Source organism: Pseudomonas sp. AP3_22 TE3818, from assembly GCF_053628995.1.
The window spans coordinates 324,308-349,459 of record NZ_JBRJHL010000001.1 but is presented as its reverse complement, the minus strand read 5'-3'; the positions used below and the strand labels follow the sequence as shown (position 1 = coordinate 349,459).

Annotated in this window: 26 protein-coding genes, 1 other RNA gene and 2 pseudogenes; 12 read left to right on the top strand and 17 right to left on the bottom strand. The window is 61.1% G+C overall.

Annotated features, from left to right (window positions below):
* Positions 1–33 precede the first annotated feature (33 nt).
* The 8 genes and pseudogenes from gcvT to AB7M25_RS01690 form a co-directional block, all read right to left on the bottom strand.
* Positions 34–1,116, bottom strand: coding sequence for a glycine cleavage system aminomethyltransferase GcvT (gene gcvT, locus AB7M25_RS01725; RefSeq protein ID WP_429387163.1), 1,083 nt, complete (start codon positions 1,114–1,116; stop codon positions 34–36).
* A gap of 156 nt (positions 1,117–1,272) precedes the next feature.
* Complete coding sequence (locus AB7M25_RS01720) at positions 1,273–2,889, bottom strand: ABC transporter permease (RefSeq protein ID WP_454236919.1); 1,617 nt, start codon at positions 2,887–2,889, stop codon at positions 1,273–1,275.
* A 204-nt stretch (positions 2,890–3,093) separates the two neighbouring features.
* A complete protein-coding gene (locus AB7M25_RS01715) occupies positions 3,094–4,098 on the bottom strand; it encodes an extracellular solute-binding protein (protein WP_218473187.1) in 1,005 nt (334 codons plus the stop codon).
* 246 nt (positions 4,099–4,344) lie between these two features.
* Entirely contained in the window at positions 4,345–5,562 is a 1,218-nt protein-coding gene (locus AB7M25_RS01710) for a 2-octaprenyl-3-methyl-6-methoxy-1,4-benzoquinol hydroxylase (protein WP_162831824.1), read from the bottom strand.
* Between the two features lie 9 nt (positions 5,563–5,571).
* A pseudogene (locus AB7M25_RS01705) lies at positions 5,572–5,682 on the bottom strand (tetrameric acyl-CoA thioesterase); the annotation flags it as partial.
* Positions 5,683–5,719: 37 nt separating this feature from the next.
* Positions 5,720–6,907 carry a 2-octaprenyl-6-methoxyphenyl hydroxylase gene (gene ubiH / locus AB7M25_RS01700; RefSeq protein ID WP_429387155.1) on the bottom strand — a complete coding sequence of 396 codons (1,188 nt, stop codon included), beginning with the start codon at positions 6,905–6,907 and terminating at the stop codon, positions 5,720–5,722.
* Positions 6,904–8,238: a Xaa-Pro aminopeptidase gene (pepP, locus tag AB7M25_RS01695; RefSeq protein ID WP_015097302.1), complete on the bottom strand. Its 1,335-nt coding sequence runs from the start codon at positions 8,236–8,238 to the stop codon at positions 6,904–6,906. The genes ubiH and pepP overlap by 4 nt, the downstream gene beginning before the upstream one ends.
* A gap of 27 nt (positions 8,239–8,265) precedes the next feature.
* A complete protein-coding gene (locus tag AB7M25_RS01690; RefSeq protein WP_429517507.1) occupies positions 8,266–8,823 on the bottom strand; it encodes a YecA/YgfB family protein in 558 nt (185 codons plus the stop codon).
* 194 nt (positions 8,824–9,017) lie between these two features.
* On the opposite strand from AB7M25_RS01690, the gene AB7M25_RS01685 reads away from it, so the two are divergent.
* The 4 genes from AB7M25_RS01685 (at position 9,018) to AB7M25_RS01670 (ending at position 10,442) form a co-directional block, all read left to right on the top strand.
* Complete coding sequence (locus AB7M25_RS01685; RefSeq protein WP_007982902.1) at positions 9,018–9,227, top strand: TIGR02449 family protein; 210 nt, start codon at positions 9,018–9,020, stop codon at positions 9,225–9,227.
* The gene (locus tag AB7M25_RS01680) at positions 9,224–9,541 is read left to right on the top strand and encodes a cell division protein ZapA (RefSeq protein ID WP_007978902.1); all 318 of its coding nucleotides are present in this window, start codon (positions 9,224–9,226) and stop codon (positions 9,539–9,541) included. The genes AB7M25_RS01685 and AB7M25_RS01680 overlap by 4 nt, the downstream gene beginning before the upstream one ends.
* Positions 9,542–9,571: 30 nt before the next feature.
* Positions 9,572–9,750: non-coding RNA, 6S RNA (gene ssrS / locus AB7M25_RS01675), on the top strand.
* 86 nt (positions 9,751–9,836) lie between these two features.
* Positions 9,837–10,442 (top strand): 5-formyltetrahydrofolate cyclo-ligase, encoded by a 606-nt coding sequence (locus AB7M25_RS01670; protein WP_007978899.1) that lies wholly within the window; start codon positions 9,837–9,839, stop codon positions 10,440–10,442.
* Between the two features lie 35 nt (positions 10,443–10,477).
* On the opposite strand, the gene AB7M25_RS01665 is transcribed toward AB7M25_RS01670, so the two are convergent.
* Complete coding sequence (locus AB7M25_RS01665; RefSeq protein ID WP_007978897.1) at positions 10,478–10,633, bottom strand: hypothetical protein; 156 nt, start codon at positions 10,631–10,633, stop codon at positions 10,478–10,480.
* A gap of 195 nt (positions 10,634–10,828) precedes the next feature.
* Here AB7M25_RS01665 and AB7M25_RS01660 point away from each other — a divergent pair, with 195 nt between their 5' ends.
* Positions 10,829–11,278 (top strand): EVE domain-containing protein, encoded by a 450-nt coding sequence (locus AB7M25_RS01660; protein WP_429387150.1) that lies wholly within the window; start codon positions 10,829–10,831, stop codon positions 11,276–11,278.
* Between the two features lie 84 nt (positions 11,279–11,362).
* Here AB7M25_RS01660 and AB7M25_RS01655 read toward each other — a convergent pair whose 3' ends face one another.
* Positions 11,363–11,770, bottom strand: coding sequence for a flagellar basal body-associated protein FliL (locus AB7M25_RS01655; protein WP_429395014.1), 408 nt, complete (start codon positions 11,768–11,770; stop codon positions 11,363–11,365).
* 150 nt (positions 11,771–11,920) lie between these two features.
* On the opposite strand from AB7M25_RS01655, the gene AB7M25_RS01650 reads away from it, so the two are divergent.
* Positions 11,921–12,898, top strand: coding sequence for an NADPH:quinone oxidoreductase family protein (locus AB7M25_RS01650; protein ID WP_095964288.1), 978 nt, complete (start codon positions 11,921–11,923; stop codon positions 12,896–12,898).
* A gap of 41 nt (positions 12,899–12,939) precedes the next feature.
* Here the strand turns inward: AB7M25_RS01650 and AB7M25_RS01645 are convergent, their stop codons facing one another.
* Positions 12,940–13,557: an energy transducer TonB gene (locus AB7M25_RS01645; protein ID WP_429395011.1), complete on the bottom strand. Its 618-nt coding sequence runs from the start codon at positions 13,555–13,557 to the stop codon at positions 12,940–12,942.
* 263 nt (positions 13,558–13,820) lie between these two features.
* Here AB7M25_RS01645 and AB7M25_RS01640 point away from each other — a divergent pair.
* Positions 13,821–14,045 (top strand): annotated as a pseudogene (locus AB7M25_RS01640) (hypothetical protein); the annotation flags it as partial.
* On the opposite strand, the gene AB7M25_RS01635 reads toward AB7M25_RS01640, so the two are convergent.
* From AB7M25_RS01635 to AB7M25_RS01610, 6 genes are all read right to left on the bottom strand, one after another.
* Entirely contained in the window at positions 14,021–14,689 is a 669-nt protein-coding gene (locus AB7M25_RS01635; protein WP_007978886.1) for a gamma-glutamylcyclotransferase, read from the bottom strand. The pseudogene AB7M25_RS01640 and the gene AB7M25_RS01635 sit on opposite strands and share 25 nt — an antisense overlap.
* A 309-nt stretch (positions 14,690–14,998) precedes the next feature.
* Positions 14,999–15,967: a CDP-6-deoxy-delta-3,4-glucoseen reductase gene (locus AB7M25_RS01630; RefSeq protein WP_429387141.1), complete on the bottom strand. Its 969-nt coding sequence runs from the start codon at positions 15,965–15,967 to the stop codon at positions 14,999–15,001.
* A complete protein-coding gene (ubiD, locus tag AB7M25_RS01625) occupies positions 15,967–17,433 on the bottom strand; it encodes a 4-hydroxy-3-polyprenylbenzoate decarboxylase (protein WP_104450230.1) in 1,467 nt (488 codons plus the stop codon). Before ubiD ends, AB7M25_RS01630 begins: the two co-directional genes overlap by 1 nt.
* Positions 17,434–17,574: 141 nt before the next feature.
* Complete coding sequence (gene rho / locus AB7M25_RS01620; RefSeq protein ID WP_003206716.1) at positions 17,575–18,834, bottom strand: transcription termination factor Rho; 1,260 nt, start codon at positions 18,832–18,834, stop codon at positions 17,575–17,577.
* Positions 18,835–19,081: 247 nt separating this feature from the next.
* Positions 19,082–19,411: a thioredoxin TrxA gene (trxA, locus tag AB7M25_RS01615; protein ID WP_003206727.1), complete on the bottom strand. Its 330-nt coding sequence runs from the start codon at positions 19,409–19,411 to the stop codon at positions 19,082–19,084.
* Between the two features lie 121 nt (positions 19,412–19,532).
* Complete coding sequence (locus AB7M25_RS01610; RefSeq protein WP_007978878.1) at positions 19,533–20,240, bottom strand: FadR/GntR family transcriptional regulator; 708 nt, start codon at positions 20,238–20,240, stop codon at positions 19,533–19,535.
* 256 nt (positions 20,241–20,496) lie between these two features.
* Here AB7M25_RS01610 and AB7M25_RS01605 point away from each other — a divergent pair, with 256 nt between their 5' ends.
* The 5 genes from AB7M25_RS01605 to ppx all read left to right on the top strand — a co-directional run bounded on the left by AB7M25_RS01605 (position 20,497) and on the right by ppx (position 25,042).
* On the top strand, positions 20,497–21,282 hold the full coding sequence (locus AB7M25_RS01605) for a transporter substrate-binding domain-containing protein (protein ID WP_429387138.1): 786 nt from the start codon (positions 20,497–20,499) through the stop codon (positions 21,280–21,282).
* A gap of 22 nt (positions 21,283–21,304) precedes the next feature.
* Complete coding sequence (locus AB7M25_RS01600) at positions 21,305–21,973, top strand: amino acid ABC transporter permease (protein WP_429560955.1); 669 nt, start codon at positions 21,305–21,307, stop codon at positions 21,971–21,973.
* The gene (locus AB7M25_RS01595; protein WP_429387132.1) at positions 21,970–22,620 is read left to right on the top strand and encodes an amino acid ABC transporter permease; all 651 of its coding nucleotides are present in this window, start codon (positions 21,970–21,972) and stop codon (positions 22,618–22,620) included. Before AB7M25_RS01600 ends, AB7M25_RS01595 begins: the two co-directional genes overlap by 4 nt.
* Positions 22,607–23,341, top strand: a complete 735-nt coding sequence (locus AB7M25_RS01590; RefSeq protein ID WP_454236918.1) for an amino acid ABC transporter ATP-binding protein — start codon at positions 22,607–22,609, stop codon at positions 23,339–23,341. Before AB7M25_RS01595 ends, AB7M25_RS01590 begins: the two co-directional genes overlap by 14 nt.
* A gap of 198 nt (positions 23,342–23,539) precedes the next feature.
* Positions 23,540–25,042 (top strand): exopolyphosphatase, encoded by a 1,503-nt coding sequence (gene ppx, locus AB7M25_RS01585; protein ID WP_429560957.1) that lies wholly within the window; start codon positions 23,540–23,542, stop codon positions 25,040–25,042.
* Positions 25,043–25,152 lie beyond the last annotated feature (110 nt).

Genomic DNA, 25,152 nt, shown 5'->3' with positions numbered 1-25,152 from the left:
AAATTGTCAGCGGTCGTTAACCGCTGGAAAAGATTAGATCAAGGTTTTGCCGTGGCGCACGAAGGTCGGTTTGACCACCCGGACCGGGTACCACTTGCCACGAATTTCCACTTCAGCGCGGTCGGCAGTTGCCATTGGCACGCGCGCCAGTGCTATCGACTTGCTAAGCGTAGGAGAGAAACTACCACTGGTGATCTCCCCTTCGCCAACATCAGCGATGCGGACCACCTGATGAGCGCGTAAAACCCCGCGTTCCTCAAGGACCAGACCGACCAGTTTGTGCCGTACACCAGCAGCTTGCTCGGCTTCCAGGGCCTTGCGCCCGATGAACTGCCGGGTGGCAGGTTCCCAGGCGATGGTCCAGGCCATATTGGAGGCCAGGGGTGAAACATCCTGCTGGATGTCCTGACCGTAAAGGTTCATGCCGGCTTCGACCCGCAGGGTATCCCGCGCGCCAAGACCGATGGGAGAAATCCCGGCACCGACCAGATCGTTGAAGAATCCGGGCGCCTGATCCGCCGGCAGAATGATTTCCAGGCCGTCTTCGCCGGTATAACCGGTGCGCGCGATGAACCAGTCACCATCGGGCAGGCCTTCGAAGGGCTTGAGGAGCTGGATCAGGTTGCCACGGGACTGGTTGACCAGCTCGGCAATCTTTTGCCGGGCGTGAGGCCCCTGGATGGCCAGCATCGCCAACTCGGAACGCTCGCGAAGCTGCACGTCGAAACCGTCGAGATGCGCTTGCATCCAGGCCATGTCCTGATCGCGGGTGGAGGCGTTGACCACCAGGCGGTAGCCCTCATCGAGACGGTAGACGATCATGTCGTCGACGATGCCGCCCTGCTCGTTGAGCATGGTGCTGTACAACGCACGGCCGGGGCTGTGCAGGCGTTCGACATCATTGGCCAGCAAATGCTGAAGCCAGGCTTTGGCCTGGGAGCCGTCGACGTCGATAACGGTCATGTGGGATACATCGAAAACACCGCAATCGCGGCGCACCTGATGGTGTTCCTCGACCTGCGATCCATAATGCAGAGGCATGTCCCAACCGCCAAAATCGACCATCTTTGCGCCGAGCGCGAGATGAAGGTCATACAAAGGCGTACGCTGTCCCATGGGTTTCTCCTTCCGGGCGTGGCGAAGGTGCGGGCAAGTGCTGCACGGACTGAATGCCTTGAAACAAAAGGCCTTTAGCCGATTTCAGCTACCTGGTCTGTCAGACGGACCGCACCGAATGCCGCGCATTGTAGCCGCAAGGTGTAGGACTGACACCTAGCTGTTTCGATGCGCTGAGCGCCGGATCAATCCGATGACCGGCAGCAGCCCGACCAGCACCAGCGTCAACGCTGGCAAAGATGCCCTCGCCCACTCTCCTTCGCTGGTCATTTCAAAGATCCGCACCGCCAGCGTGTCCCAGCCAAACGGGCGCATCAGCAGGGTCGCGGGCATTTCCTTGAGCACGTCGACGAACACCAGCAGCGCCGCGCTCAAGGTGCCGGGCAACAACAACGGTAGATACACTTTGAAAAAAAGTCGTGGCCCACTGACGCCAAGGCTACGTGCCGCTTCGGGCAAAGATGGCCGTATACGCGCCAGGCTGCTTTCCAAGGGTCCGTAGGCCACCGCAATGAAGCGCACCAGATAGGCCAGCAACAACGCTGACAGACTGCCCAGCAGCAGCGGCTTGCCCGCGCCACCGAGCCAGCTCGAGAGCGGGATCACCAGCTCGCGATCCAGGTAACTGAACGCGAGCATGATCGACACCGCCAGCACCGAGCCCGGCAAGGCGTAACCCAGGTTGGCCAGACTGACCCCGGAACGAATGACCCGGGTGGGCGCCAGGCGTCTGGCAAACGCCAGCAACAAGGCGACGCTGACGGTGATCAACGCCGCCATCGCCCCCAGGTACAAGGTATGGACGATCAACCCGGTGTAGCGCTCGTCGAGATCGAAGCGTCCGCGCTGCCAGAACCACACCGCCAATTGCAGCATCGGGATAACGAAAGCGCAGGCAAACACCAGACCGCACCAGGTCGAGGCCGCCAGTGCCTTGAAGCCCCGCAGGTGATACAGCGCCTTGACCCGTGGCCGCTCGTTGCCCGCCCGGTTGGCCCCGCGAGCACGCCGCTCGCCGTAGAGCACGAGCATCACCACCAGCAGCAACAAGCTGGCCAGTTGCGCGGCAGAAGACAGGCTGAAAAAACCGTACCAGGTCTTGTAGATGGCCGTGGTGAAGGTATCGAAGTTGAACACCGACACGGCGCCGAAATCCGCCAGGGTTTCCATCAGCGCCAATGCCACGCCCGCACCGATGGCCGGCCGTGCCATGGGCAATGCCACGCGCCAGAACGCTTGCCAGGGCGATTGACCAAGGACCCGCGCCGCTTCCATCAGGCCTTTGCCCTGGGCGAGGAAGGCCGTGCGGGCCAGCAGATACACATAGGGATAGAAAACCAGCACCAGCACCACAATCACCCCGCCCGTGGAGCGCACGCGCGGCAGCCGCAGACCGCTGCCGAACCATTCGCGCAGCAGGGTTTGTACGGGCCCGGCAAAATCCAGCAGGCCGACGAAGACGAAGGCCAGCACATAGGCCGGAATCGCGAAGGGCAGCATCAGCGCCCAGTCCAGCCAGCGCCGGCCGGGGAATTCGCAAAGGCTGGTCAGCCAGGCAAGACTGACACCCAGCAGGGTGACGCCCACACCAACGCCGAGCACCAGCGTCAGCGTATTGCCCAGCAAGCGCGGCATCTGCGTGTCCCACAGGTGGGACCAGATTTGAACGTCGATGGTTTGCCAGGAAAGCAGCAGGACGCTCAGGGGCAACAGGACCAGCGCAACGATGGCGAAGACGACGGGATACCAGCGGCGTTGGGCAGGGTGGGCCACAGGCTTGGTTCTCTAATATTTAATGGGTGAGATAGACACTGTAGGAGCGAGCTTGCTCGCGAAAAACGTCAACGATAACGCGGGGAGTCTGACGATCCGTGGAGCCCTGACGTTCATCGCGAGCAAGCTCGCTCCTACAGCGTCAGAAGCGCGCAACGCAAAAACAAACGCCCCGCATAGGCGGGGCGCAGTATATCGGGCAAATCAGTTCCAGCCAGCCTTGTCCATCAGGCGAATCGCCTCAGCCTGGCGCTTGCCGGCAATTTCCACAGGCAAGGTATCAGCGATGAACTTGCCCCATGCGGCGACTTCAGCCGATGGCTGCACGGCCGGATTCGCCGGGAACTCCTGGTTCACGTCGGCAAAGATCTTCTGCGCTTCAGGGGTGGTCATCCACTCCACCAGGGCCTTGGCCGCTTCCGGGTGTGGCGCGTGTTGGGTCAGGCCGATACCCGACAGGTTGATGTGTACGCCACGGTCGGCCTGGTTCGGCCAGAACAGCTTCACCGGCAGATCCGGCTTCTGCTTGTGCAGGCGGCCGTAGTAGTAGGTGTTGACGATGCCGACATCGCACTGGCCGGCATTGATCGCTTCGAGCACGGCGGTGTCGTCGGAGAATACGTCAGTGGACAGGTTCTTGACCCAGCCCTTGAGGATTTCCTCGGTCTTGTCGGCACCGTGCACTTCGATCATGGTCGCGGTCAGGGACTGGTTGTAGACCTTCTTCGCCGTACGCAGGCACAGGCGGCCTTCCCATTGCTTGTCGGCCAGTGCTTCGTAGGTGGTCAGTTCGCCCGGTTTCACGCGGTCGGTGGAGTAGGCAATGGTCCGCGCCCGCAGGCTCAAGCCGGTCCAGGCATGGGAGGCGGCCCGGTACTGCAGCGGAATGTTGGCGTCGATGGTTTTCGAGGTGAATGGCTGGAGGATGCCCATCTGCTCGGCTTGCCAGAGGTTGCCGGCATCGACGGTCAGCAGCAGGTCGGCCGGCGTATTCGCGCCCTCGGCCTTGAGCCGCTGCATCAGCGGCGCTTCCTTGTCGGTGATGAACTTCACCTTCACGCCGGTCTTGGCGGTGTAGGCATCGAATACTGGCTTGATCAACTCGTCGATACGCGAGGAGTAGACCACCACCTCGTCAGCGGCCTGGGCGGCGGTACTGCCAATCAGGGTCAGGGCCAGTGCAGTCAGTAGACGCTTCGGTGCCAACATGGGAGCGGTCTCTCGATTGAAAAATGAGGCCAAATGATAAGGACTCACATTTAGCTTCTCAATCGAAGCTGTTCGCGGAGGAGTTACCAGATGTTGCGCCGCCTGGAGTTTTTGGTGCTCGTGCTGACGCCTTCGCGGGCAAGCCCGCTCCCACAGTGGCCGGTGTTGTTCACAAATCCCGTGCCCAAAGCGATACCTGTGGGAGCGGGCTTGCCCGCGAAGAGGCCAGTAGCCTCTATGCAGAACTCAGGGCTTGGCCAGCGCCGGCAAATCTCCGGTCAACCCCAGCGCTTCACGCACGAACAAGGCCTTGGCTTCCGGCATCTTCTCAACCATTTTCAACCCGGTATTGCGCAACCAGCGCACCGGCAACGGATCCGCCTGGAACAAGCGCTCGAAGCCTTCCATCGCCGCCATCAGTGCCAGGTTATGGGGCATGCGCCGACGCTCGTAACGGCTGAGGACTTTCACATCCGCCAGGCGTTCGCCACGGGTTGCCGCTTGCAGCAACACTTCGGCCAGCACGGCGGCATCGAGGAATCCGAGGTTCACACCCTGCCCGGCCAACGGGTGAATGGTATGGGCCGCGTCGCCGATCAACGCCAGGCCTTCCGCCACATAACGCTTGGCATGCCGCTGGCGCAGGGGCACACACAGGCGCGGGTCGGCGCTGAGCACTTCACCGAGTCGCCCCTCGAAGGCTCGCTCCAGTGCCTTGCAGAAACCCTGGTCATCCATCGCCATCAAACGTTCGGCTTCGCCGGGTGTGGTCGACCAGACGATCGAGCACCAATCCTGTTCGCCGTCGCGCTCCAGCGGTAGAAACGCCAACGGACCGTTGTCGGTGAAGCGCTGCCAGGCCGTCATCTGGTGCGGCTTGGCGCAACGCACGCTGGTGACGATGGCATGGTGCAGATAATCCCATTCGCGGGTCGCGACCCCGGCCAGGCGCCGCACGGCCGAATTGGCGCCATCCGCTGCGATCACCAGCGGCGCTCGCAGGGTGCGGCCATCGGCCAGGGTCAGCAGCCAGTCATCGCCGGAGCGGCGCATCTGTTCCAGCCGTGCATTGGCCAGCAACCCCAGGTCACAGTCGTGCAGGCGCTCGAGCAAGGCATCCTGGACCACTCGGTTTTCGACGATATGCCCCAGCACCTCGGCATGCACGCTGGCCGCCGAGAAGTGGATTTGCCCGGTGCCGCTGCCATCCCAGACCTGCATGTCGGTGTAGGGGCTGCTGCGCCGCCCGGCGATGCCGTCCCAGACGCCAAGGCGTTCGAGAATCCGCTGGCTGGCAGCCGACAAGGCGCTTACGCGTGGCTCAAACGCGGCCTGAGCGTTGAAGGGTTTGACACTCATGGGGCTGCCGTCCAGCAGCAGGACTTCCAGCCCGCTGTTCTGCAACGCCAGCGCCAGGGCGCTGCCGACCATTCCGGCCCCGACAATCAGCAGATCTGCGCGCATTTCCATGCTTTAAGCCTGTCTCTCTTGCGGCTTGAGCCGCACGTAAAGGGTTTTCCCGACTCGCGCCACCAGGTGGCCGGCGCCGTCATGAATGTCGACCTGCAAGTGCGGCAGTTTTTTTATCAATCGTGCCTTGCCGAACCGGCGCATCAACCAGCTACGCATTCGGTCGAGTCCCCAGCCCCATCGCCTGTCGGGCAAACCAGCGTTTGGCCGGTGGCAGCAGGTCGAGGCCGAGCAAGCCGATGTTGCGGCCCAGGGACACCAGCGGTTGGGTACTGCCGAACAGGCGCGTGACCTGATCGGAGAAGCCCACGGTGAGGTCCTGGTCGAGACGCTGATGTTCGCGATAGGCCTGCAAGGTGGCGAAGTCGCCCAAGGGTTTTTCGCTGGCGAGCAAGGCATCGGCCAGGGCCTGGGCATCGCGCAGGGACAGGTTGAACCCCTGGCCGGCAATCGGATGCAGGCTGTGCGCCGCGTTGCCGAGCACCGCCAGATGCGGGCGCACCTGTTCCTCGGCCTCGACCAGTGTCAGCGGATACAGGTGTCGTGCACCGACCTGTTTCAACGTACCGAGGCGATAACCGAAGACGCCCTGCAATTCACTGAGGAAACTGCGCTCATCGATGGCTGCCAGGCGTTGCGCGTCCATGCCCAGGCGGGTCCAGACCAGCGCGCAGCGGTTTTCCGGCAGCGGCAGCAACGCCATCGGGCCTTCGTCGGTGAAACGCTCGAAGGCCATGCCGTTGTGAGATTCACTTGGGGTGATGTTGGCGATCAGCGCGCTCTGGTTGTACGGGCGCTTGCGGATGCCGATCCCCAACTGCTCGCGCAGGCCGGAACGGCCGCCATCGGCAAGCACCGCGAGGTCGCACTCAAGGGTGGTTTCATCGTTGAGGGTCAGGCGATAGCCATCGGTCAGCGGCTCCATGCGGGTGACTTCCGCCGGGCAGCGCCAGTTGATCACGTCCTTGTCCAGGCCTTGCCACAGGCATTGGCCGAGCCAGGCGTTTTCAACGACATAACCCAGCGCTGGAACACCCTCTTCCATCGCCGACAACCGCGCCGTCGAGAATCGACCACGGTCGGAAACATGAATCTGCTTGATCGGTTCGGCGCGGCGGGAAACTTCCTGCCAGACGCCCAGGCGTTGATAAATCTGCCGCGAGCCAAAGGACAGCGCCGAAGAACGGGCGTCGTAACTCGGTTGATACGTATCCCCCGGGGCGAACGGCTCGATCAGCACGATCTTCCAGCCCCGGGCCTTGGCGCCGGCCTGCAAGGCCAGCGCCAGACTCGCACCGACCAGCCCGCCACCGATAATTGCCAGGTTGACTCGACTCATGCCGCTTGTGTCCGTGCTTGCGCCATCAGGGCCTCGATTTCGCTGACGGTTTTCGGCACGCCGCCCGTCAATATTTCACAACCGGTTCTGGTGACCACTACGTCGTCCTCGATGCGCACGCCGATGCCGCGCCATTTCTTCGCCACGCTCTGGTTGTCCGGGGCGATATAGATCCCCGGCTCCACGGTCAGGGCCATGCCGACTTCCAGCACGCGCCACTCGCCGCCGACCTTGTATTCGCCGACATCGTGCACATCCATGCCCAGCCAATGACCGGCGCGATGCATGTAAAACGCCTTGTAGGCTTCGCTGGCGATCAGTTCGTCAACGTCGCCCTGGAGCAACCCGAGCTTGACCAGCCCGGCCGTGATGACCCGGACCGTCGCTTCATGCGCCTGGTTCCAGTGTTTGTTCGGGGCGATTTCGGCAAAGGCGGCTTCCTGGGAAGCCAGCACCAATTCGTAAATCGCTTTCTGTTCCGCTGAATACTTGCCGCTGACCGGAAAGGTCCGGGTGATGTCGCTGGCGTAGCAGTCGATCTCGCACCCGGCGTCGATCAGCACCAGGTCACCGTCCTTGAGCAGCGCGTCATTCTGCTGGTAATGCAGGATGCAGCTGTTGCGCCCCGCCGCGACGATCGACCCGTAGGCCGGCATCTTCGCCCCGCCCTTGCGGAATTCGTAATCGAGTTCGGCTTCCAGGCTGAATTCGTGCAACCCGGCGCGACAGGCCTGCATTGCCCGCACGTGCGCCTGGGCAGAAATCCGCGCCGCCTCGCGCATCACTTTCACTTCTGCCGCCGATTTATACAGGCGCATGTCGTGCAGCAGATGATCCAGGGCAACGAATTCGTTCGGCGGCTGGGCACCGAGGTTGGCCTTGGAGCGGATCACGTTGATCCATTCCATCAGGTGGCGGTCGAATTCAGGGTTGCTGCCCATGGCCGAGTACACCCGGTCACGGCCTTCGATCAAACCCGGCAGGATGTCGTCGATATCGGTGATCGGAAAGGCGTCGTCAGCACCGAAGTCGCGGATCGCGCCTTCCTGCCCGGCACGCAGGCCATCCCACAGCTCGCGCTCGGCATTGCGCTCGCGGCAGAACAGGATGTATTCGCCATGCACGCGCCCCGGCATCAGCACCAGTACGGCCTGGGGCTCGGGAAAACCGCTGAGGTACTGGAAGTCGCTGTCCTGGCGGTAGACGTGCTCAACGTCGCGGTTACGAATGGCCACCGCGGCGGCGGGCAGGATGGCGATGCTGTTGGGTTCCATCTGCGCCATCAGGGCCTTGCGGCGACGGCTGTATTCCGATTTCGGGATATGGATCATGGGCAGATGGCGTTCCCTGGCAAACGATTAGTGCAGCGACGGTTTGGCGGCGGCCGGCACGTCTTTCTTGGTCTCGGAGAACAGCAGCAGCGGCGCGACGCGCAGGTACTCCATGACTTCCATATAGTCGTTTTCGCCGTCGTCGGACTCTTCCAGGGCATCTTGCACCTGGGAAATGGCCGCCAGGTCCTGCAGCACTTCGGTGGCCTCGGTGCTCAGGGCGCTGCTGTCGCGGCAGTTCAGACCGAAACCGCTGAGGAAACCCTGGCACCATTGGCCCAGTGCGGCGGCACGCTCGGTGAGCGGAGCTTCGTCGGACGGCAGCAGCAGAACGACGGTCACGTCATCACCGGTGAGCTCGCCTTTTACCATCTCTTGCAGGCCGATCAGGGCGTTGCGAACGTTGTCCTGGGGCTCGCTTTCGAGCAGTTCGGCGGCGTCGATCAGCCAGCCTTCGGCGTCGAAACCGGCGCCGGCGCAGCTGCGGCCGAGCAACAGGCCGTGCAGTTCGGCAGGCGAGACGTTGTGCCCGCTGGAAGTCAGCAGGGTGGCGAAGCCTTGGTACGGGGAATTCTGAATGGTCATGGGCAGCTAGGCGCCAGACGGCGCTATGTCTAGAATGAAGGCCTTGTATCCTACATCGACTACCCCCGTAGGAGCGAGCTTGCTCGCGATGGTCGTCAACGATAACGCTGGGAACCTGACAACCCGCGGCGTTCTCGGGTTCCTCGCGAGCAGGCTCGCTCCTACAGTCCAACACCCATCAGACAGTGAAGACAATGGAAGACACCGACCTGCAAGCGCTGATGGCCAGACTCGAACTGCTGATTACCCGAGTCGAGCAACTAAAGAGTCAAAACGGACTCTTACTAGCTCAGGAAAAGACCTGGCGCGAGGAACGCGCGCATCTCATTGAAAAAAACGAAATCGCCCGGCGTAAGGTCGAGTCGATGATTTCGCGCCTCAAGGCCCTGGAGCAAGACTCATGAGTTCAAGCAATAGCGTCACCGTGCAGATTCTCGACAAAGAGTATTCGATCATCTGCCCTCAGGAAGAGCGCAGCAACCTGGTCAGCGCCGCCCGTTATCTGGACGGCAAGATGCGCGAGATCCGCAGCAGCGGCAAAGTCATCGGCGCCGACCGTATCGCCGTGATGGCTGCACTGAACATCACCCACGACCTGCTGCACAAGGAAGATCGCCCGGACGTTCAGGTCAGCGGCTCGACCCGTGAGCAGGTTCGCGACTTGCTCGATCGCGTCGATCTGGTGCTCGCGACCGATCCGGACGTCACCAAAGGCTGATTCGCGTCGCCGCTTGCGGTATACTGCCCTCACTCCCTGGGGTGTTTGCCAGTTGGCGATGTCCCTGAGCCGATTTGCTATACCCTGGAGGTTGCACGTTGGGCTGGTGTGCATGTCCGCTAGACGGAAAGCCTTAAAGCCTACTGCATCTTCCACCTTGAACTTTCGGGTTCAAGGGCTAAGTCGACAGCGACACATTCGGGGAGCCTGATTCCAGTCCAATGCCGGTTTAAATACCGGCATTGGCGTTTTTGCGGGTACGCTTCATGTATCCGTCCTGCCGAAGTCCGAATCCATGACCGAACCTGCGCTGCTTCCCCGCCCGCAACTTCGACGCATGCTGCGCAAGGCCCGTCGCGCACTGACACCCAGTCAGCAGCGCCAGGCCGCTCGCGGGCTGTACAAGCAATTGGCCCAGCAACCGCTGTTCCGCCGCGCCCGACACATCTCCCTCTATCTGCCGACCGACGGTGAAATTGATCCGCGTCTGTTGCTGCGTGCCGCACAGCGCCGGGGCAAGGCCACCTATTTGCCGGTGCTGAGTGCCTGGCCGCGAACCAAAATGGTGTTCCAGCGCATCCGGCCAGGGGAAAAACTCAAACCCAACCGCTTCCGCATTCTCGAACCACGGGCCAACCTCGCCCGGCAGCGCAGGATCTGGGCGCTGGACCTGGTGTTGTTGCCATTGGTGGGGTTTGACGATGTTGGCGGACGCCTGGGGATGGGCGGCGGTTTCTATGATCGGAGCCTGGCTTACCTGGCGCGCCGCAATGACTGGCGCAAGCCGACGCTGTTGGGGCTGGCCCATGAGTGTCAAAAGGTGGAGCGATTGGCTCAGGCGAGCTGGGATGTGCCGCTGCAGGGAACGGTGACAGACAAGGCCTGGTATTACGCAGGCTAGGCGCCACTTCGATCAGCGACGCCGGGACAACAGGATCAGCGCTTGAAGGCTGTCGACTGTTGCTGCAATTGGGCGAGTTCGACCGGTGCATCGGTCTTGCTGGCCCACAGGCTTTGGGCATAGCCGGTGGTCACGACGCCAAGGCCAAACAAAATGACCAAAATCCATAGTAAATCCGGTTTGCGTTTCATCGATTGCCCCCCAAAGGCAGATCTACACGATGACAGCAGCGGTTTCCGTTTGTAGGCCGTGCAGCAGCGTCAAGCTTTAAAGGCCGGCATTTTGCGACAACGTGAACCGCTGCGCAAATGCTGACGTCAACCGACTGTCGGTTTGTCATAAAATTGCCGAGAAGCTGCTCAATCACCACGCAAGGAGCAAAAGACATGGCCTATTGGCTGATGAAATCCGAGCCCGACGAACTCTCGATCAAGGGGTTGGAAAAACTCGGCAAAGCGCGCTGGGACGGGGTTCGCAACTACCAGGCACGCAATTTCCTGCGGGCCATGGCCGTGGGGGATGAGTTCTTTTTCTATCATTCCAGCTGCCCGGAGCCGGGCATCGCCGGCATCGGCAAGATTGTCGAAGCCGCGTATCCGGACCCGACGGCACTGGAACCTGAAAGTCATTACTACGACCCAAAGGCAACGGCGGAGAAAAACGCCTGGAGCGCGATCGATGTCGCCCATGTCGAGACGTTTGCTCGGGTTCTGAAGCTGGATTACCTGAAGCAGCAGACGGCGCTGGCCGAGTTGCCGCTGGTGCAGAAAGGTTCGCGATTGTCAGTGATGCCGGTGACGCCGGAGCAGTGGGTGGCGGTGATTGCACTGCGTTGAGATGCTTCTGTAGGAGCCGGCTTGCCGGCGATGGCGGTCTTGAGGGCGCTATCGCTGGCAAGCCAGCTCCTACAGGATCCAGCATTACTGGATGATCAGGTTGTTAAACAACAAATCCTCAACCACCGGCTTGCCGGTTTCGTCGCTCATCACCTGCTGGGTCTGTTTCAGGGCTTCCTGACGCAGCTTTTCCTTGGCCTCGACATTGTTCATCGTCTCGGTGGTCTGCTGGGCGAACAGCGCGACCAATTGATTGCGGATCAAGGGTTCATTGGCCTTCACCGCCTTGGCAGCCTCGTCACCGGTCACCCGCAACGCCACATCGGCCTTGTAGACTTTCAGTTTCGGCGTGCCGTCCAGGCCGTAGTTACCCACGAACGGCGGGCTCAGGGTGATGTAACTGACCTTCGGAGCGGTACCTTCTTTGGCTTCTTCGGCCATCGCTGCCACAGGCAGGGACAGGGCCAGCAACAACATGATCCACGCTTTCACAATTCACTCCTTATCCGGTTTGCGGCCTAGCATAACGACCCGCCATGCAAGCACAAGCTTATGGCTGACTATCAGGGCCGGGCATGCTCGTTGACCCTTCGACCCACACACCTACACTTATCGGCCATCACTCCCAAAGGAATAGCCCTGATGAAAGCCGTGCTGTGCAAAGCCTTCGGCCCTGCCGAATCGCTGGTGCTGGAAGACGTCGCCAGTCCTGTCGCGAAGAAGAATGAAATCCTGCTGGAGGTGCACGCCGCCGGGGTCAATTTCCCCGACACGCTGATCATCGAGGGCAAGTACCAGTTCAAGCCGCCCTTCCCGTTTTCTCCGGGTGGCGAAGCGGCCGGCGTGGTTCGCGAAGTCGGCGAGAAGGTCAGCCACCTGAAAGTCGGTGACCGGGTCATGGCCCTGACCGGCTGGGGCAGCTTTGCCGAACAGGTCGCCGTGCCGGGCTACAACGTATTGCCGATTCCGCCATCCATGGACTTCAACACCGCTGCCGCCTTCAGCATGACCTACGGCACCTCGATGCACGCCCTCAAGCAGCGCGGCAACCTGCAACCGGGCGAAACCCTGCTGGTGCTGGGTGCCTCCGGCGGTGTCGGCCTGGCGGCGGTGGAAATCGGCAAAGCCATGGGCGCCCGGGTGATTGCCGCAGCCAGCAGCGCGGAAAAACTCGCCGTGGCCAAGGCCGCCGGTGCCGATGAACTGATCAACTACAGCGAAACCAGCCTCAAGGACGAAATCAAGCGCCTGACCGACGGCCAGGGCGCCGACGTGATCTACGACCCGGTGGGCGGCGACCTGTTCGACCAGGCCATCCGCGCCATCGCCTGGAACGGCCGCCTGCTGGTGGTCGGCTTCGCCAGCGGGCGCATCCCCGAACTGCCGGTGAACCTGGCGCTGCTCAAAGGCGCAGCGGTGCTCGGCGTATTCTGGGGCTCCTTCGCCCAACGCCAACCGCAGGACAACGCGGCGAACTTCCAGCAGCTGTTTGGCTGGTTTGCTGAAGGCAAGCTGAAGCCGTTGGTATCGCAGGTGTATCCGCTGGGCAATGCGGCGCAGGCGATCAATGATCTTGGCCAGCGTAAAGCTGTCGGGAAAGTGGTGGTGCAGGTTCGCTGAACCCGGCAAAGGGCCCGGACCTCTGGGTCCAGGCTCTTTCCCTACAGTAACTGGCGGATATCTTCCGGCAAAAACCTTACATACCTGGAACCCGGGTTGTTCGAGCATTGCCTGATAATGATCGGCACCTTCCTGTTCATATCGGCGATCAATGACAGACGCCGTTCGGTTGGCAGTGTTGCCGTGGAAAACGCGTTCGACAGATAAGCCCGGATGTAATGGAATGCAGCGGAATCAATCCACTCGTGCTCCGGGGCACGCGCCAATGCCTCATTGAGATCGCGGCACCTCAATGCCTTGAGCCGCTGGTTGAGATGCAACGGTAGATACACATCGAACCTGAATATCATCGGCGCAATGACTTCCTGCTCCTCAGGCTTGTCACCCTCAACGGTCCATGGCTTGAACCGCCACTGCGCTATGGCAACCCGGGTCGCCTCGGCGAAATCAGGGTGATCGCTTTGCAAAATGCTCACCTTGCTGACCGAGCCGTTGGCATGTGCCACGAACCTGACCCGGACATTACCGGTGATTCCGGCCCGTTGCAGCGCCGGTGGGTAAATCGGCTTGGGGTTGTTTTCCGGTATCAGGAACACCTCACCTGCGTTGCTTGCAACAGACCAGACAATCAGCAGCACCACGAACACAAACCACCGCATCCTCCTCTCCCCGCACCTTAAACGCCACAGCTGGCTATACGGCCAAGGTTAAAGCTCAAGGGTGCTGCACTGAAGATCACGGCTTCCGGTAACAGAGCAGGACATTTCCCAAAGAATTGCCCTACCCGGGACGGATCAGCCGCGTAAAGCATGAGTAGGTAACGCTTCCTACAACGCCCTTCACTTGCACCTGAGCAACAGGTTCATAAAGGAACGCGCGATATCCAACATTTCCGCTGTTTTGCCGATGAGAACCGATGCACTGGTACATCACCCTGGCCAACGTCTTTGTCTATCTGCTGCGCTACAGCGTGCTGGACTGGGCACCGACCTACCTCAAGGAAGCCAAGAGCTACACCGTGGACCACTTCGGTTGGGACGGCGGTTTCGTGCTGCTGGTGGGCGCCTGCCTGCTGGCGATGGCTTTCCTCGCCCCGACGCTACGACACAAACAAGTCGCCAGTCAGGGCCGTGAAGCACTCGCTTGATCGGCCTTTGATTTACAGCGCTTGAGCCGCGCCTCCAGATTCCGGTCTGGCATGGCGTGGCTACGCAGGGCGTGCGCGGTCTGCTCGACATAATCGCGAGTGGTGCCGTAACGCCCGCAAGCGTTTTCGAACACATGGCTCAGCACGTGGTCCGGCAGGTTGCCGGCATAGCTGGGCAGATGTCGTTCCAGCACAAACCCCAAGGCCTGAACCTGGCTGCCATCTTCGAGTCGGCAGTTGAGCCAGTGCGGGCGGTAGGAAGGAAATGGCATCTCGCGCTGCCAAAGTGCGTACAGCGACGCTTCGAGTTGCTCTTCGGGCAAGCGATAGGCGAAACCGCTGCAAGAGCCACCGCGATCCAGGCCGAACACCAGGCCGGGCATTTCCGGGGTGCCGCGATGTTCGTGGGACCACAGGTATAACCCGCGATGGTAGCCATGCACCCGGCCGCGAACCCGTTCAACCGCCGTGCATTCAGGCCGCCAGATCAGCGAGCCGTAGGCAAACAGCCACACCGGCCCACCCTTGTGACGGGCCATGGTCGACTGCATCGAGCTGAGCAATTGTTCGTGAGTGAGCTGCGGCCCCAGATCGAGCCGCGGAGGGTAAGCCAGATTCAAAAAAGCAGATTCGATGGCGCTCATGGCGAATAGCGTTCAGCTCCCCGCGGGTGAAGAATTACTTAATAGAACGCACGGCTGTAACAATAAGGCACATAAGTTTTAAGGCAATTTGAATGCCATGGCACAGTTCTTAATTAATTGCCTGGATGGAATATAACCTACCGGCATTTATATGTTTTTATAAATACCGATAGGCTATATAGCGAGTTATATACCTGTAGGAGCGAGCTTGCTCGCGATGGTCGTTAACGATTACGCGGGAGGTCAGGCTACCCGCAGCGTTCTTGAGTCCATCGCGAGCAAGCTCGCTCCTACAGGGGGGGGGCAGCATCAGGATCTGGGGGCGTAGGCAAATACGTCGGCGCGCATCTGGTGGGCGTCCATCCCTGCCTCTACCAGTGCATCCAGCGTGCCGTAGACCATGGCCGGCGAGCCACTGGCGTAGACATGCAGGGGCTTGAGATCGGGAAAGTCTTCACAGACCGCTTCATGCAGCATGCCGCAGCGCCCTTCCCAACCGCATTGGTCGCTGACGACCTTGTGCAGGAACAGGTTGGGCAATTTCAGCCATTCGTTCCAATGCTCGACGTGATAAAAGTCCTCTGGACGACGCACGCCCCAATACAAATGCACCGGATACTTGAAACCCGTGGCCCGGCAATGTTCGATCAGGCCGTGAATCTGGCCCATGCCGGTGCCAGCGGCGATCAGCACGAGAGGGCCGTCCGGCAACTCCTCCAGGTGGGTATCGCCAAACGGCAACTCGACCCGCACCATGCTGTTGCGCTGGAGCTGCTCGATCAGGCTCAGCGCACTGGATTCGCGCGCCAGTACGTGGATTTCCAGGTCGCGCCCCGCATGCGGTGCCGAGGCGAGGGAGAAAGCGGACTTTTCGCCGTTCTCACGTTCGATCATCAGGTACTGGCCCGCGTGGTAGCGCGGCGGTTTGCCGGCCGGAGCCCGCAGACGCACGCGCCAGGTATCGCCGCCCACGTCCTTGCACTCAATGACCTGACACGACACGCTGCGCACCGGCAGTTCTCCCAAGGCGAGCACGCCATCCCACAGCACGATGCAGTCTTCCAGCGGCTCCGCTATGCAAGTGTAGAACTCGCCATGATCACGCACATTGCCGGCCTGCTCGACCCGACCTTCCACCAGCAGCGCCGCGCACACGTGGCAATTGCCGTTGCGGCAACTTTGCGGGCATTCGTAGCCCAGTCGTCGCGCGCCATCGAGAATCCGCTCGCCGGGCAATATCTCAAGCACTGCTCCGGAGGGCTGCAAGGTTACACGCATCAATCTATTCCTAACTGATTCCAGATGGCATCGATCCGCTGGGTCACCGCATCGTCCTTGACGATGACACGGCCCCACTCACGGGTGGTTTCGCCCGGCCATTTATGCGTGGCATCAAGGCCCATTTTCGACCCCAGGCCGGACACCGGCGAAGCGAAGTCCAGGTAGTCGATCGGCGTGTTGTCGATCATCACCGTGTCGCGCTTGGGGTCCATGCGCGTGGTGATGGCCCAGATCACGTCGTTCCAGTCCCGGGCGTTGATATCGTCGTCAGTGACGATAACGAACTTGGTGTACATGAACTGTCGCAAAAACGACCAGACACCCAGCATTACCCGCTTGGCATGGCCCGGGTACGACTTTTTCATGGTCACGATGGCCATGCGGTACGAGCAACCTTCGGGTGGCAGGTAGAAATCGGTGATTTCCGGGAACTGCTTCTGCAGGATCGGCACGAACACTTCGTTCAGCGCGACACCGAGGATCGCCGGCTCATCCGGCGGACGACCGGTGTAGGTGCTGTGGTAGATCGGCTTGATCCGGTGGGTGATGCGCTCGACGGTGAACACCGGGAAGCTGTCGACTTCGTTGTAGTAACCGGTGTGGTCGCCGTACGGGCCTTCATCGGCCATCTCGCCTGGATGGATCACGCCTTCAAGGATGATTTCGGCGGTGGCCGGCACTTGCAGGTCGTTGCCGCGGCATTTCACCAGCTCGGTGCGGTTACCGCGCAACAGGCCGGCGAAGGCGTATTCGGAAAGGCTGTCGGGTACCGGGGTCACGGCGCCGAGGATGGTCGCCGGGTCTGCGCCCAATGCAACGGCAACAGGAAAGGGTTGGCCCGGATGCTTTTCGCACCACTCGCGATAATCCAGTGCACCGCCACGGTGGCTCAGCCAGCGCATGATGACTTTATTGCGGCCAATCACCTGCTGACGGTAGATACCGAGGTTCTGTCGGTCCTTGTTCGGCCCCTTGGTGACGGTCAGGCCCCAAGTGATCAGCGGAGCGACGTCGCCTGGCCAGCAGGTCTGCACCGGCAACTTCGCGAGGTCAACATCGTCGCCTTCGATGACCACTTCCTGGCAGATCGCGTCTTTGACCACCTTGGGCGCCATCGAGATGATCTTGCGGAAGATTGGCAGCTTGGACCAGGCGTCCTTCAGGCCTTTCGGCGGCTCGGGCTCCTTGAGGAACGCCAGCAGCTTGCCGATCTCGCGCAGTTCGCTGACCGCTTCGGCGCCCATGCCCAGTGCTACGCGCTCAGGCGTACCGAACAGGTTGCCGAGTACCGGGATGTCAAAACCCGTGGGCTTTTCGAAAAGCAGGGCCGGGCCTTTGGCGCGCAAGGTGCGGTCGCAGACCTCGGTCATTTCCAGTACTGGGGACACCGGAACCTGAATGCGCTTGAGTTCGCCGCGCTGTTCCAGCCCGCTGATAAAGTCGCGCAAGTCGCGATACTGCATGCGTAAGCCTCGTGTTTGGCCGTGGCGTTCGGGGCAGGCAGTTTAGCGCCGAACCCTTCGGTTCAGAACCACGAACTGCCACCTGATCAAAAATCGGATAGCAAAAAGCCGGGTTTCCCCGGCTTCTTGTGCCTGCTCGACTTACTTGCGTTTCATCGACAGGAAGAACTCATCGTTGGTCTTGGTCGTTTTCAGCTTGTCGACCAGGAACTCGATGGCAGCCACTTCATCCATCGGATGCAGCAGCTTGCGCAGGATCCACATGCGCTGTAGCTCGTCGTCGGCGGTCAGCAACTCTTCGCGGCGGGTGCCGGAACGGTTGATGTTGATGGCCGGGAACACGCGTTTTTCAGCGATGCGGCGATCCAGAGGCAGTTCCATGTTGCCGGTGCCTTTGAATTCCTCGTAGATCACTTCGTCCATCTTCGAGCCGGTTTCAACCAGCGCGGTGGCGATGATGGTCAGCGAGCCGCCTTCTTCGATGTTCCGCGCGGCGCCGAAGAAACGTTTCGGTTTCTCCAGGGCGTGGGCATCGACACCACCGGTCAGTACCTTGCCGGAGCTCGGGATCACGGTGTTGTAGGCACGGGCCAGACGGGTGATGGAGTCGAGCAGGATCACCACGTCTTTCTTGTGCTCGACCAGGCGCTTGGCCTTCTCGATCACCATTTCGGCAACCTGCACGTGGCGGGTTGGCGGCTCGTCGAACGTCGAGGCAACCACTTCGCCGCGCACGGTGCGCTGCATTTCGGTTACTTCTTCCGGACGTTCGTCGATCAGCAGCACGATCAGGTGAACTTCAGGATTGTTACGCGCAATGTTCGCGGCAATGTTCTGCAGCATAATCGTCTTGCCCGCTTTCGGCGGAGCAACGATCAGACCACGCTGGCCTTTGCCGATCGGGGCGCACAGGTCGATGACACGACCGGTCAAGTCTTCGGTGGAACCGTTACCGGCTTCCATCTTCATGCGCACAGTCGGGAACAGCGGGGTCAGGTTCTCGAAGAGAATCTTGTTTTTCGCGTTTTCCGGACGGTCGAAGTTGATCGTGTCGACCTTGAGCAGCGCGAAATAACGCTCGCCTTCCTTTGGAGGGCGGATCTTGCCAACGATGGTGTCACCGGTGCGCAAGTTGAAACGACGGATCTGGCTCGGCGAGACGTAGATATCGTCTGGACCGGCGAGATAGGAGGCGTCAGCGGAGCGCAGGAAGCCGAAGCCGTCCTGGAGAATCTCCAGCACGCCATCACCGGAGATTTCCTCACCGCTTTTCGCGTGCTTCTTGAGCAGGGAGAAAATCACGTCCTGCTTGCGCGAACGGGCCATATTTTCTATGCCCATCTGTTCGGCCAATTCGAGCAGTTCGGTAATCGGCTTTTGCTTGAGTTCAGTCAGATTCATATAGGAATGACGTAATCATTTATGGAGGGGGGAAATTAAGCTTTTGGCTTAATGAGGCCGCGCCGCAGAGAAGGCGACAGGATCGCGTACTTATTCGAAAAGGAGTGCGTCGGCGACGGCTAGCAGGGGGCAATGGAGAAACCAGTGCGGGGCCGAATGTACCACCTGAGTTTAGGAGCGTCTAGCCCTGAATACGCAAAAAGCCCCGCTATTTGCGAGGCTTTTTCAGGACACTTTGCAGCGACGCTTAGATGTTGGCGTCGAGGAAAGCAGCCAGTTGCGACTTCGACAGTGCGCCGACCTTGGTCGCTTCAACGTTGCCGTTCTTGAACAGCATCAGGGTCGGGATACCACGCACGCCATGCTTGGCCGGGGTTTCCTGGTTTTCGTCGATGTTCAGCTTGGCGACGGTCAGCTTGCCTTTGTAGGTCTCGGCAATTTCGTCCAGAACAGGAGCGATCATTTTGCAAGGGCCACACCACTCAGCCCAGTAATCGACCAGTACAGCGCCTTCAGCCTTGAGTACGTCGGCCTCGAAGCTAGCGTCGCTAACGTGTTTGATAAGATCGCTGCTCATGGAATTCTCCAGGGTTGTAAGCAAAAAAACGTGGCCCATCATAGCTGCCCTTCCCTCGTTCAGGAAGGTGCAGTTGATTGAGTCTCGCTATGGTGTTCCATGAGTTTGGGTATAGCCCGGGTCACGCCGTGGCGGGAGCGACGAAGGCGATTCCGGTGCGCAGCGCCGCGTTGCGCACGTGCTCGTGCATGGCTTTTTGCGCGGCGCCAGAGGCTCGGCGAGCCAGCGCGCGAAGAATCTTGCGGTGTTCCTGCCAGGTTTCCATGGCCCGCTCGGCCCGGATGAACGGTAATTTCTGGCTTTCCAGGAAGATATCGGCGCTGGCGGTGAGGATACTCAACATTGCCTGATTGCCGCTGGCGAGCAGGATCCGCCGGTGGAATTCGAAGTCCAGGCGCGCCGCCGCTTCGAAATCAGCGGCTTTAAGTTCGTTGCGCATGGCGGCGACATTGTCTTCCAGCGCATCGAGTTCCTCGGTGCTCAAGGTCACGGCCGCCAGCCCCGCAGCAAACCCCTCCAGCGCGTAGCGCAACTGGAAGATATCCAGCGGCGAAGCCTGTGCCGCAAACGGCCAGCCCGCTGCGGCCTCGCCTCGCGGCAACTCCACCGGCGCCTGCACGAACACGCCTTTGCCCGGCTGGATGCTGATGACGCCCAGCGCACTCAGGGACGACAACGCCTCGCGCAAAGAAGCACGGCTTACGCCCAGCTGTACCGCCAGGTCCCGTTGCGAGGGCAAGGCATCACCCGGCCCGAAGCCCTGCTCGGTAATCAGTTTGCGGATGGCTTGCAGCGCCACTTCGGGTACGGCGCGGGAGATCGAGTTCATGGTTTTCCAGACGAACCAGGCCAATGTGCGCTCAGTTGTAAAGCTATTCGCGACGCCCGGCAAGTCGTGCCCCATGGGGGTTCGGTGATTTTCCCGACTGCGCCATCGGGGTGCGAAACACAACCTGACTGTTCAGACCAGTAAGACCGTTCGACACCAGCAAAACCGCGCTCTGGCGCCCCCATAACCCCATGTTGGCATGGCCCATGCTCTGTCGATCGGCAGAAATCACTTCTTGCCGATTTGGAGATTTGCCATGACCCAGCGTTTCAGCGCCCTCCTCGCAGTCCTGTTTGCCAGCCTGATGCTGACCCAGGCACCCGCCCACGCCGACGGCCTGGAGGATGTGGTCAAGCGCGGCGTCCTCAAGGTGGCCGTGCCCCAGGACTTCCCGCCCTTCGGCTCGGTCGGGCCGGACATGAAACCCCGGGGCCTCGATATCGACACCGCGAAACTGCTCGCCGACCAGCTCAAGGTCAAACTCGAACTGACCCCGGTCAACAGCACCAACCGCATCCCGTTTCTCACCACCGGCAAGGTCGACCTGGTGATTTCCAGCCTCGGCAAGAACCCGGAGCGTGAGAAGGTCATCGACTTCTCCCGCGCCTACGCGCCGTTTTACCTCGCCGTGTTCGGTCCGCCAGACGCCGATATCAAGACCCTGGACGACCTCAAGGGCAAGACCATCAGCGTCACCCGCGGCGCCATCGAAGACATCGAGCTGACCAAGGTCGCCCCCGAAGGCGTGACCATCAAGCGCTTCGAAGACAACAACTCGACCATCGCCGCGTACCTGGCGGGCCAGGTCGACCTGATCGCCAGCGGCAACGTGGTGATGGTGGCGATCAGCGAGAAGAGCCCGAAACGCGTGCCGGCGCTGAAAGTGAAGCTCAAGGATTCGCCGGTCTACGTCGGTGTGAACAAGAACGAGCCGGCGCTGCTGGACAAGGTCAACCAGATCCTCGTCACCGCCAAGAGCGACGGTGCCCTGGAGAAAAATGCCCTGACCTGGCTGAAAGAACCACTGCCGGCCGACCTCTGATCTCGCGCGCAGGAGACACGTTATGGCTTATCAGTTCGACTTCTTGCCGGTGGTGAACAACACCGATCTGTTGCTGCGCGGTGCGTTGTTCACCCTTGAGCTGACCGCCATCGGCGCGGTGCTCGGCGTGGGGCTGGGCATCGTCGGGGCGCTGGTGCGGGCGTGGAACATCCGGCCTTTCGCGGGGATTTTCGCGGTCTACGTCGAGTTGATCCGCAACACGCCCTTCCTGGTGCAGCTGTTTTTCATCTTCTTCGGCTTGCCGTCCCTGGGCGTGCAGATTTCCGAATGGCAGGCGGCGGTGCTGGCGATGGTGATCAACCTCGGCGCCTATTCGACCGAGATCATCCGCGCCGGCATCCAGGCGATCCCCCGGGGGCAGCTGGAAGCTGCGGCGGCGTTGGCGATGACGCGCTTCGAAGCGTTCCGCCATGTGGTGCTGTTGCCGGCACTGGGCAAAGTCTGGCCGGCCCTGAGCAGCCAGATCATCATCGTCATGCTCGGCTCGGCGGTGTGTTCGCAGATCGCCACCGAAGAACTGAGCTTCGCCGCCAACTTCATTCAGTCGCGCAACTTCCGCGCCTTTGAAACCTACGCCCTGACTACCTTGCTGTACCTGTGCATGGCACTGCTGATCCGCCAGTTGCTGAACTGGATAGGCCACCGCTTCATCGCAAGGAGCAACCGATGAGTGATTTCACCTTCTGGGACATCGTGCGCAACCTGCTCACCGGCCTGCAATGGACGCTGGCACTGTCGCTGGTGGCGTTCGTTGGCGGCGGGCTGATCGGCTTGCTGATCATGGTCATGCGCATCTCGAGTAAATCCCTGCCGCGCAGCTTTGCCCGCACCTACATCGAACTGTTCCAGGGTACGCCGCTGCTGATGCAGCTGTTCCTGGTGTTTTTCGGCGTGGCCCTGGCCGGGCTGGAGATTTCGCCGTGGATGGCGGCGGCGATTGCCCTGACGCTGTTCACCAGCGCCTACCTGGCGGAGATCTGGCGCGGCTGCGTCGAGTCGATCCCCAACGGCCAGTGGGAAGCCTCGGCGAGCCTGGCGCTGAACCCGCTGGAACAATTGCGCCATGTGATCCTGCCCCAGGCGTTGCGCATCGCCGTGGCGCCGACCGTGGGCTTCTCGGTGCAAGTGGTCAAAGGCACCGCCGTCACTTCGATCATCGGCTTCACCGAACTGACCAAGACCGGCGGCATGCTTGCCAACGCGACCTTCGAACCCTTCATGGTCTATGGCCTCGTCGCCCTTGGCTACTTCCTGCTCTGCTACCCCCTGTCGCTCAGTGCGCGCTACCTGGAAAGGAGACTGCATGCCTCTGCTTAGAATTTCCGCCCTGCATAAATACTACGGCGACCATCATGTGCTCAAAGGCATCGACCTGAGCATCGAAGAAGGCCAGGTGGTAGCGATCATCGGCCGCAGTGGCTCGGGCAAATCCACCTTGCTGCGCACCCTCAACGGCCTGGAGTCGATCAACGACGGTGTGATCGAAGTCGACGGCGAATACCTCGACGCCGCCCGCGCCGACCTGCGCAGCCTGCGACAGAAAGTCGGCATGGTGTTCCAGCAGTTCAACCTGTTCCCGCACCTGACCGTGGGTGAGAACGTCATGCTGGCGCCGCAAGTGGTGCAGAAGGTGCCAAAGACCAAGGCCGCCGAACTGGCGCGACAGATGCTGGAGCGGGTCGGGCTGGGCGAAAAGTTCGATGCCTTTCCGGATCGACTGTCCGGTGGCCAGCAACAACGGGTGGCGATTGCCCGTGCCCTGGCGATGTCGCCGAAAGTGCTGCTGTGCGATGAAATCACCTCGGCCCTGGACCCGGAGTTGGTCAACGAAGTGCTGAGCGTGGTCCGGCAACTGGCCCGGGAAGGCATGACACTGATCATGGTCACCCACGAAATGCGCTTCGCCCGGGAGGTTGGGGACAAGTTGGTGTTCATGCACCAGGGCAAGGTGCATGAGGTGGGGGATCCGAAAGTTTTGTTCGCCAATCCGCAGACGGCGGAGCTGGCGAATTTCATCGGGACCACCGAAGCCGGCTGAGCCGCCCCACCTGTAGGAGCCGGCTTGCCGGCGATCGGGGCCATTGTGCCTGGCGCTATACCGATGTGTGGCGATCGCTGGCAAGCCAGCTCCTACAGGTCAAGCCTTATGAGCCATATCAGGGCTTTGAACACTACGCGTTGGCGGCAGCCTTTGATCGTGGCACGATGTCGAGGTTATCGACCGAGACCCCCGACCATGCCGCAATCCCAAGCCAAGAATCTGTCCCTGATCGCCGCAATCGACCTGGGCTCCAACAGCTTTCACATGGTCGTGGCCAAGGCCCAGAACGGCGAAATCCGTATTCTCGAGCGTCTCGGGGAGAAGGTTCAGCTGGCCGCCGGCATCGACGAAGAGCGCCATCTCAACGAAGAATCGATGCAACGCGGGCTCGATTGCCTCAAGCGCTTTGCCCAACTGATCAACGGTATGCCCACGGGTGCCGTACGCATCGTCGGCACCAACGCCTTGCGTGAAGCTCGCAACCGCGCCGAATTCATCCGTCGCGCCGAAGAAATTCTCGGCCACCCGGTGGAAGTCATTTCCGGCCGTGAAGAAGCGCGTCTGATCTACCTCGGCGTGTCCCACACCCTCGCCGACACCCCGGGCAAACGCCTGGTGGCCGACATCGGCGGCGGCAGCACCGAATTCATCATTGGCCAGCGCTTCGAACCCCTGCTGCGCGAAAGCCTGCAGATGGGTTGCGTCAGCTACACCCAGCGCTATTTCAAGGACGGCAAGATCACCCCGGCCCGCTACGCTCAGGCGTACACGGCTGCGCGGCTGGAGATCATGAGCATCGAGCACGCCCTGCACCGCCTGACCTGGGATGAAGCCATCGGCTCCTCGGGTACCATCCGCGCCATCGGTCTGGCGCTGAAGGCTGGCGGCCACGGCACCGGCGAGGTCAACGCCGAAGGCCTGGCCTGGCTCAAGCGCAAACTGATGAAGCTGGGCGACGTCGAAAAAATCGACTTCGAAGGTATCAAGCCGGATCGCCGGGCGATCTTCCCGGCGGGCCTGGCGATTCTCGAGGCGATCTTCGATTCCCTCGAACTGCAACGCATGGATCACTGCGAAGGCGCCCTGCGCGAAGGCGTGCTCTATGACTTGCTGGGCCGCCATCATCACGAGGACGTGCGCGAACGTACCCTCACCTCGCTGATGGAGCGCTACCACGTCGATCAGGAACAGGCGGCACGGGTCGAGCGCAAGGCGTTGCACGCGTTTGACCAGGTGGCCGAAGACTGGGACCTGGAAGACGGCGTCTGGCGCGAACTGCTCGGCTGGGCGGCCAAGGTCCATGAAGTGGGCCTGGACATCGCTCACTACCAGTACCACAAGCACGGCGCCTACCTGATCGAGCACTCGGACCTCGCCGGGTTCTCCCGCGAAGACCAGTTGATGCTCGCGCTGCTGGTACGCGGCCACCGGCGCAACATCCCCAAGGACAAGTTTGCCGAGTTCGGCGATGACGGCACCAAGCTGATTCGCCTGTGCGTGCTACTGCGCTTTGCGATCCTGTTCCACCACATCCGCGGCACCCAGCAAATGCCCCAGGTGGAACTGAACGCCCATGGCAACCACCTGGAGGTGGTGTTCCCGGAGAACTGGCTGGACGAAAACCAGCTGACCCAGGCCGACTTTGAAATTGAAGCGCAATGGCTGACCCGGGTCGACATCGTGTTGACCGCCCGCTGACACACGCTCTGTAGGAGCCGGCTTGCCGGCGATCGGGCCTGCGCCTTGCGGTGATTGCAAGGCCGCCATCGCTGGCAAGCCAGCTCCTACAAGGTTTTCGGCGCAAACAA

Bases quoted from the DNA above. Each gene is read 5' to 3' on its own strand.
- ubiD (WP_104450230.1), bottom strand. From the start codon at position 17,433: ATGCAGTATCGCGACTTGCGCGACTTTATCAGCGGGCTGGAACAGCGC.
- AB7M25_RS01710 (WP_162831824.1), bottom strand. From the start codon at position 5,562: ATGCGCGCAGATCTGCTGATTGTCGGGGCCGGAATGGTCGGCAGCGCC.
- AB7M25_RS01600 (WP_429560955.1), top strand. From the start codon at position 21,305: ATGGCTTATCAGTTCGACTTCTTGCCGGTGGTGAACAACACCGATCTG.
- AB7M25_RS01660 (WP_429387150.1), top strand. From the start codon at position 10,829: ATGGCCTATTGGCTGATGAAATCCGAGCCCGACGAACTCTCGATCAAG.
- ubiH (WP_429387155.1), bottom strand. From the start codon at position 6,907: ATGAGTCGAGTCAACCTGGCAATTATCGGTGGCGGGCTGGTCGGTGCG.
- AB7M25_RS01645 (WP_429395011.1), bottom strand. From the start codon at position 13,557: ATGCGGTGGTTTGTGTTCGTGGTGCTGCTGATTGTCTGGTCTGTTGCA.
- gcvT (WP_429387163.1), bottom strand. From the start codon at position 1,116: ATGGGACAGCGTACGCCTTTGTATGACCTTCATCTCGCGCTCGGCGCA.
- AB7M25_RS01670 (WP_007978899.1), top strand. From the start codon at position 9,837: ATGACCGAACCTGCGCTGCTTCCCCGCCCGCAACTTCGACGCATGCTG.
- AB7M25_RS01590 (WP_454236918.1), top strand. From the start codon at position 22,607: ATGCCTCTGCTTAGAATTTCCGCCCTGCATAAATACTACGGCGACCAT.
- AB7M25_RS01595 (WP_429387132.1), top strand. From the start codon at position 21,970: ATGAGTGATTTCACCTTCTGGGACATCGTGCGCAACCTGCTCACCGGC.
- AB7M25_RS01665 (WP_007978897.1), bottom strand. From the start codon at position 10,633: ATGAAACGCAAACCGGATTTACTATGGATTTTGGTCATTTTGTTTGGC.
- AB7M25_RS01690 (WP_429517507.1), bottom strand. From the start codon at position 8,823: ATGACCATTCAGAATTCCCCGTACCAAGGCTTCGCCACCCTGCTGACT.
- AB7M25_RS01715 (WP_218473187.1), bottom strand. From the start codon at position 4,098: ATGTTGGCACCGAAGCGTCTACTGACTGCACTGGCCCTGACCCTGATT.
- AB7M25_RS01610 (WP_007978878.1), bottom strand. From the start codon at position 20,240: ATGAACTCGATCTCCCGCGCCGTACCCGAAGTGGCGCTGCAAGCCATC.
- trxA (WP_003206727.1), bottom strand. From the start codon at position 19,411: ATGAGCAGCGATCTTATCAAACACGTTAGCGACGCTAGCTTCGAGGCC.
- AB7M25_RS01680 (WP_007978902.1), top strand. From the start codon at position 9,224: ATGAGTTCAAGCAATAGCGTCACCGTGCAGATTCTCGACAAAGAGTAT.
- pepP (WP_015097302.1), bottom strand. From the start codon at position 8,238: ATGATCCATATCCCGAAATCGGAATACAGCCGTCGCCGCAAGGCCCTG.
- ppx (WP_429560957.1), top strand. From the start codon at position 23,540: ATGCCGCAATCCCAAGCCAAGAATCTGTCCCTGATCGCCGCAATCGAC.
- AB7M25_RS01685 (WP_007982902.1), top strand. From the start codon at position 9,018: ATGGAAGACACCGACCTGCAAGCGCTGATGGCCAGACTCGAACTGCTG.
- AB7M25_RS01630 (WP_429387141.1), bottom strand. From the start codon at position 15,967: ATGCGTGTAACCTTGCAGCCCTCCGGAGCAGTGCTTGAGATATTGCCC.
- rho (WP_003206716.1), bottom strand. From the start codon at position 18,834: ATGAATCTGACTGAACTCAAGCAAAAGCCGATTACCGAACTGCTCGAA.
- AB7M25_RS01635 (WP_007978886.1), bottom strand. From the start codon at position 14,689: ATGAGCGCCATCGAATCTGCTTTTTTGAATCTGGCTTACCCTCCGCGG.
- AB7M25_RS01650 (WP_095964288.1), top strand. From the start codon at position 11,921: ATGAAAGCCGTGCTGTGCAAAGCCTTCGGCCCTGCCGAATCGCTGGTG.
- AB7M25_RS01605 (WP_429387138.1), top strand. From the start codon at position 20,497: ATGACCCAGCGTTTCAGCGCCCTCCTCGCAGTCCTGTTTGCCAGCCTG.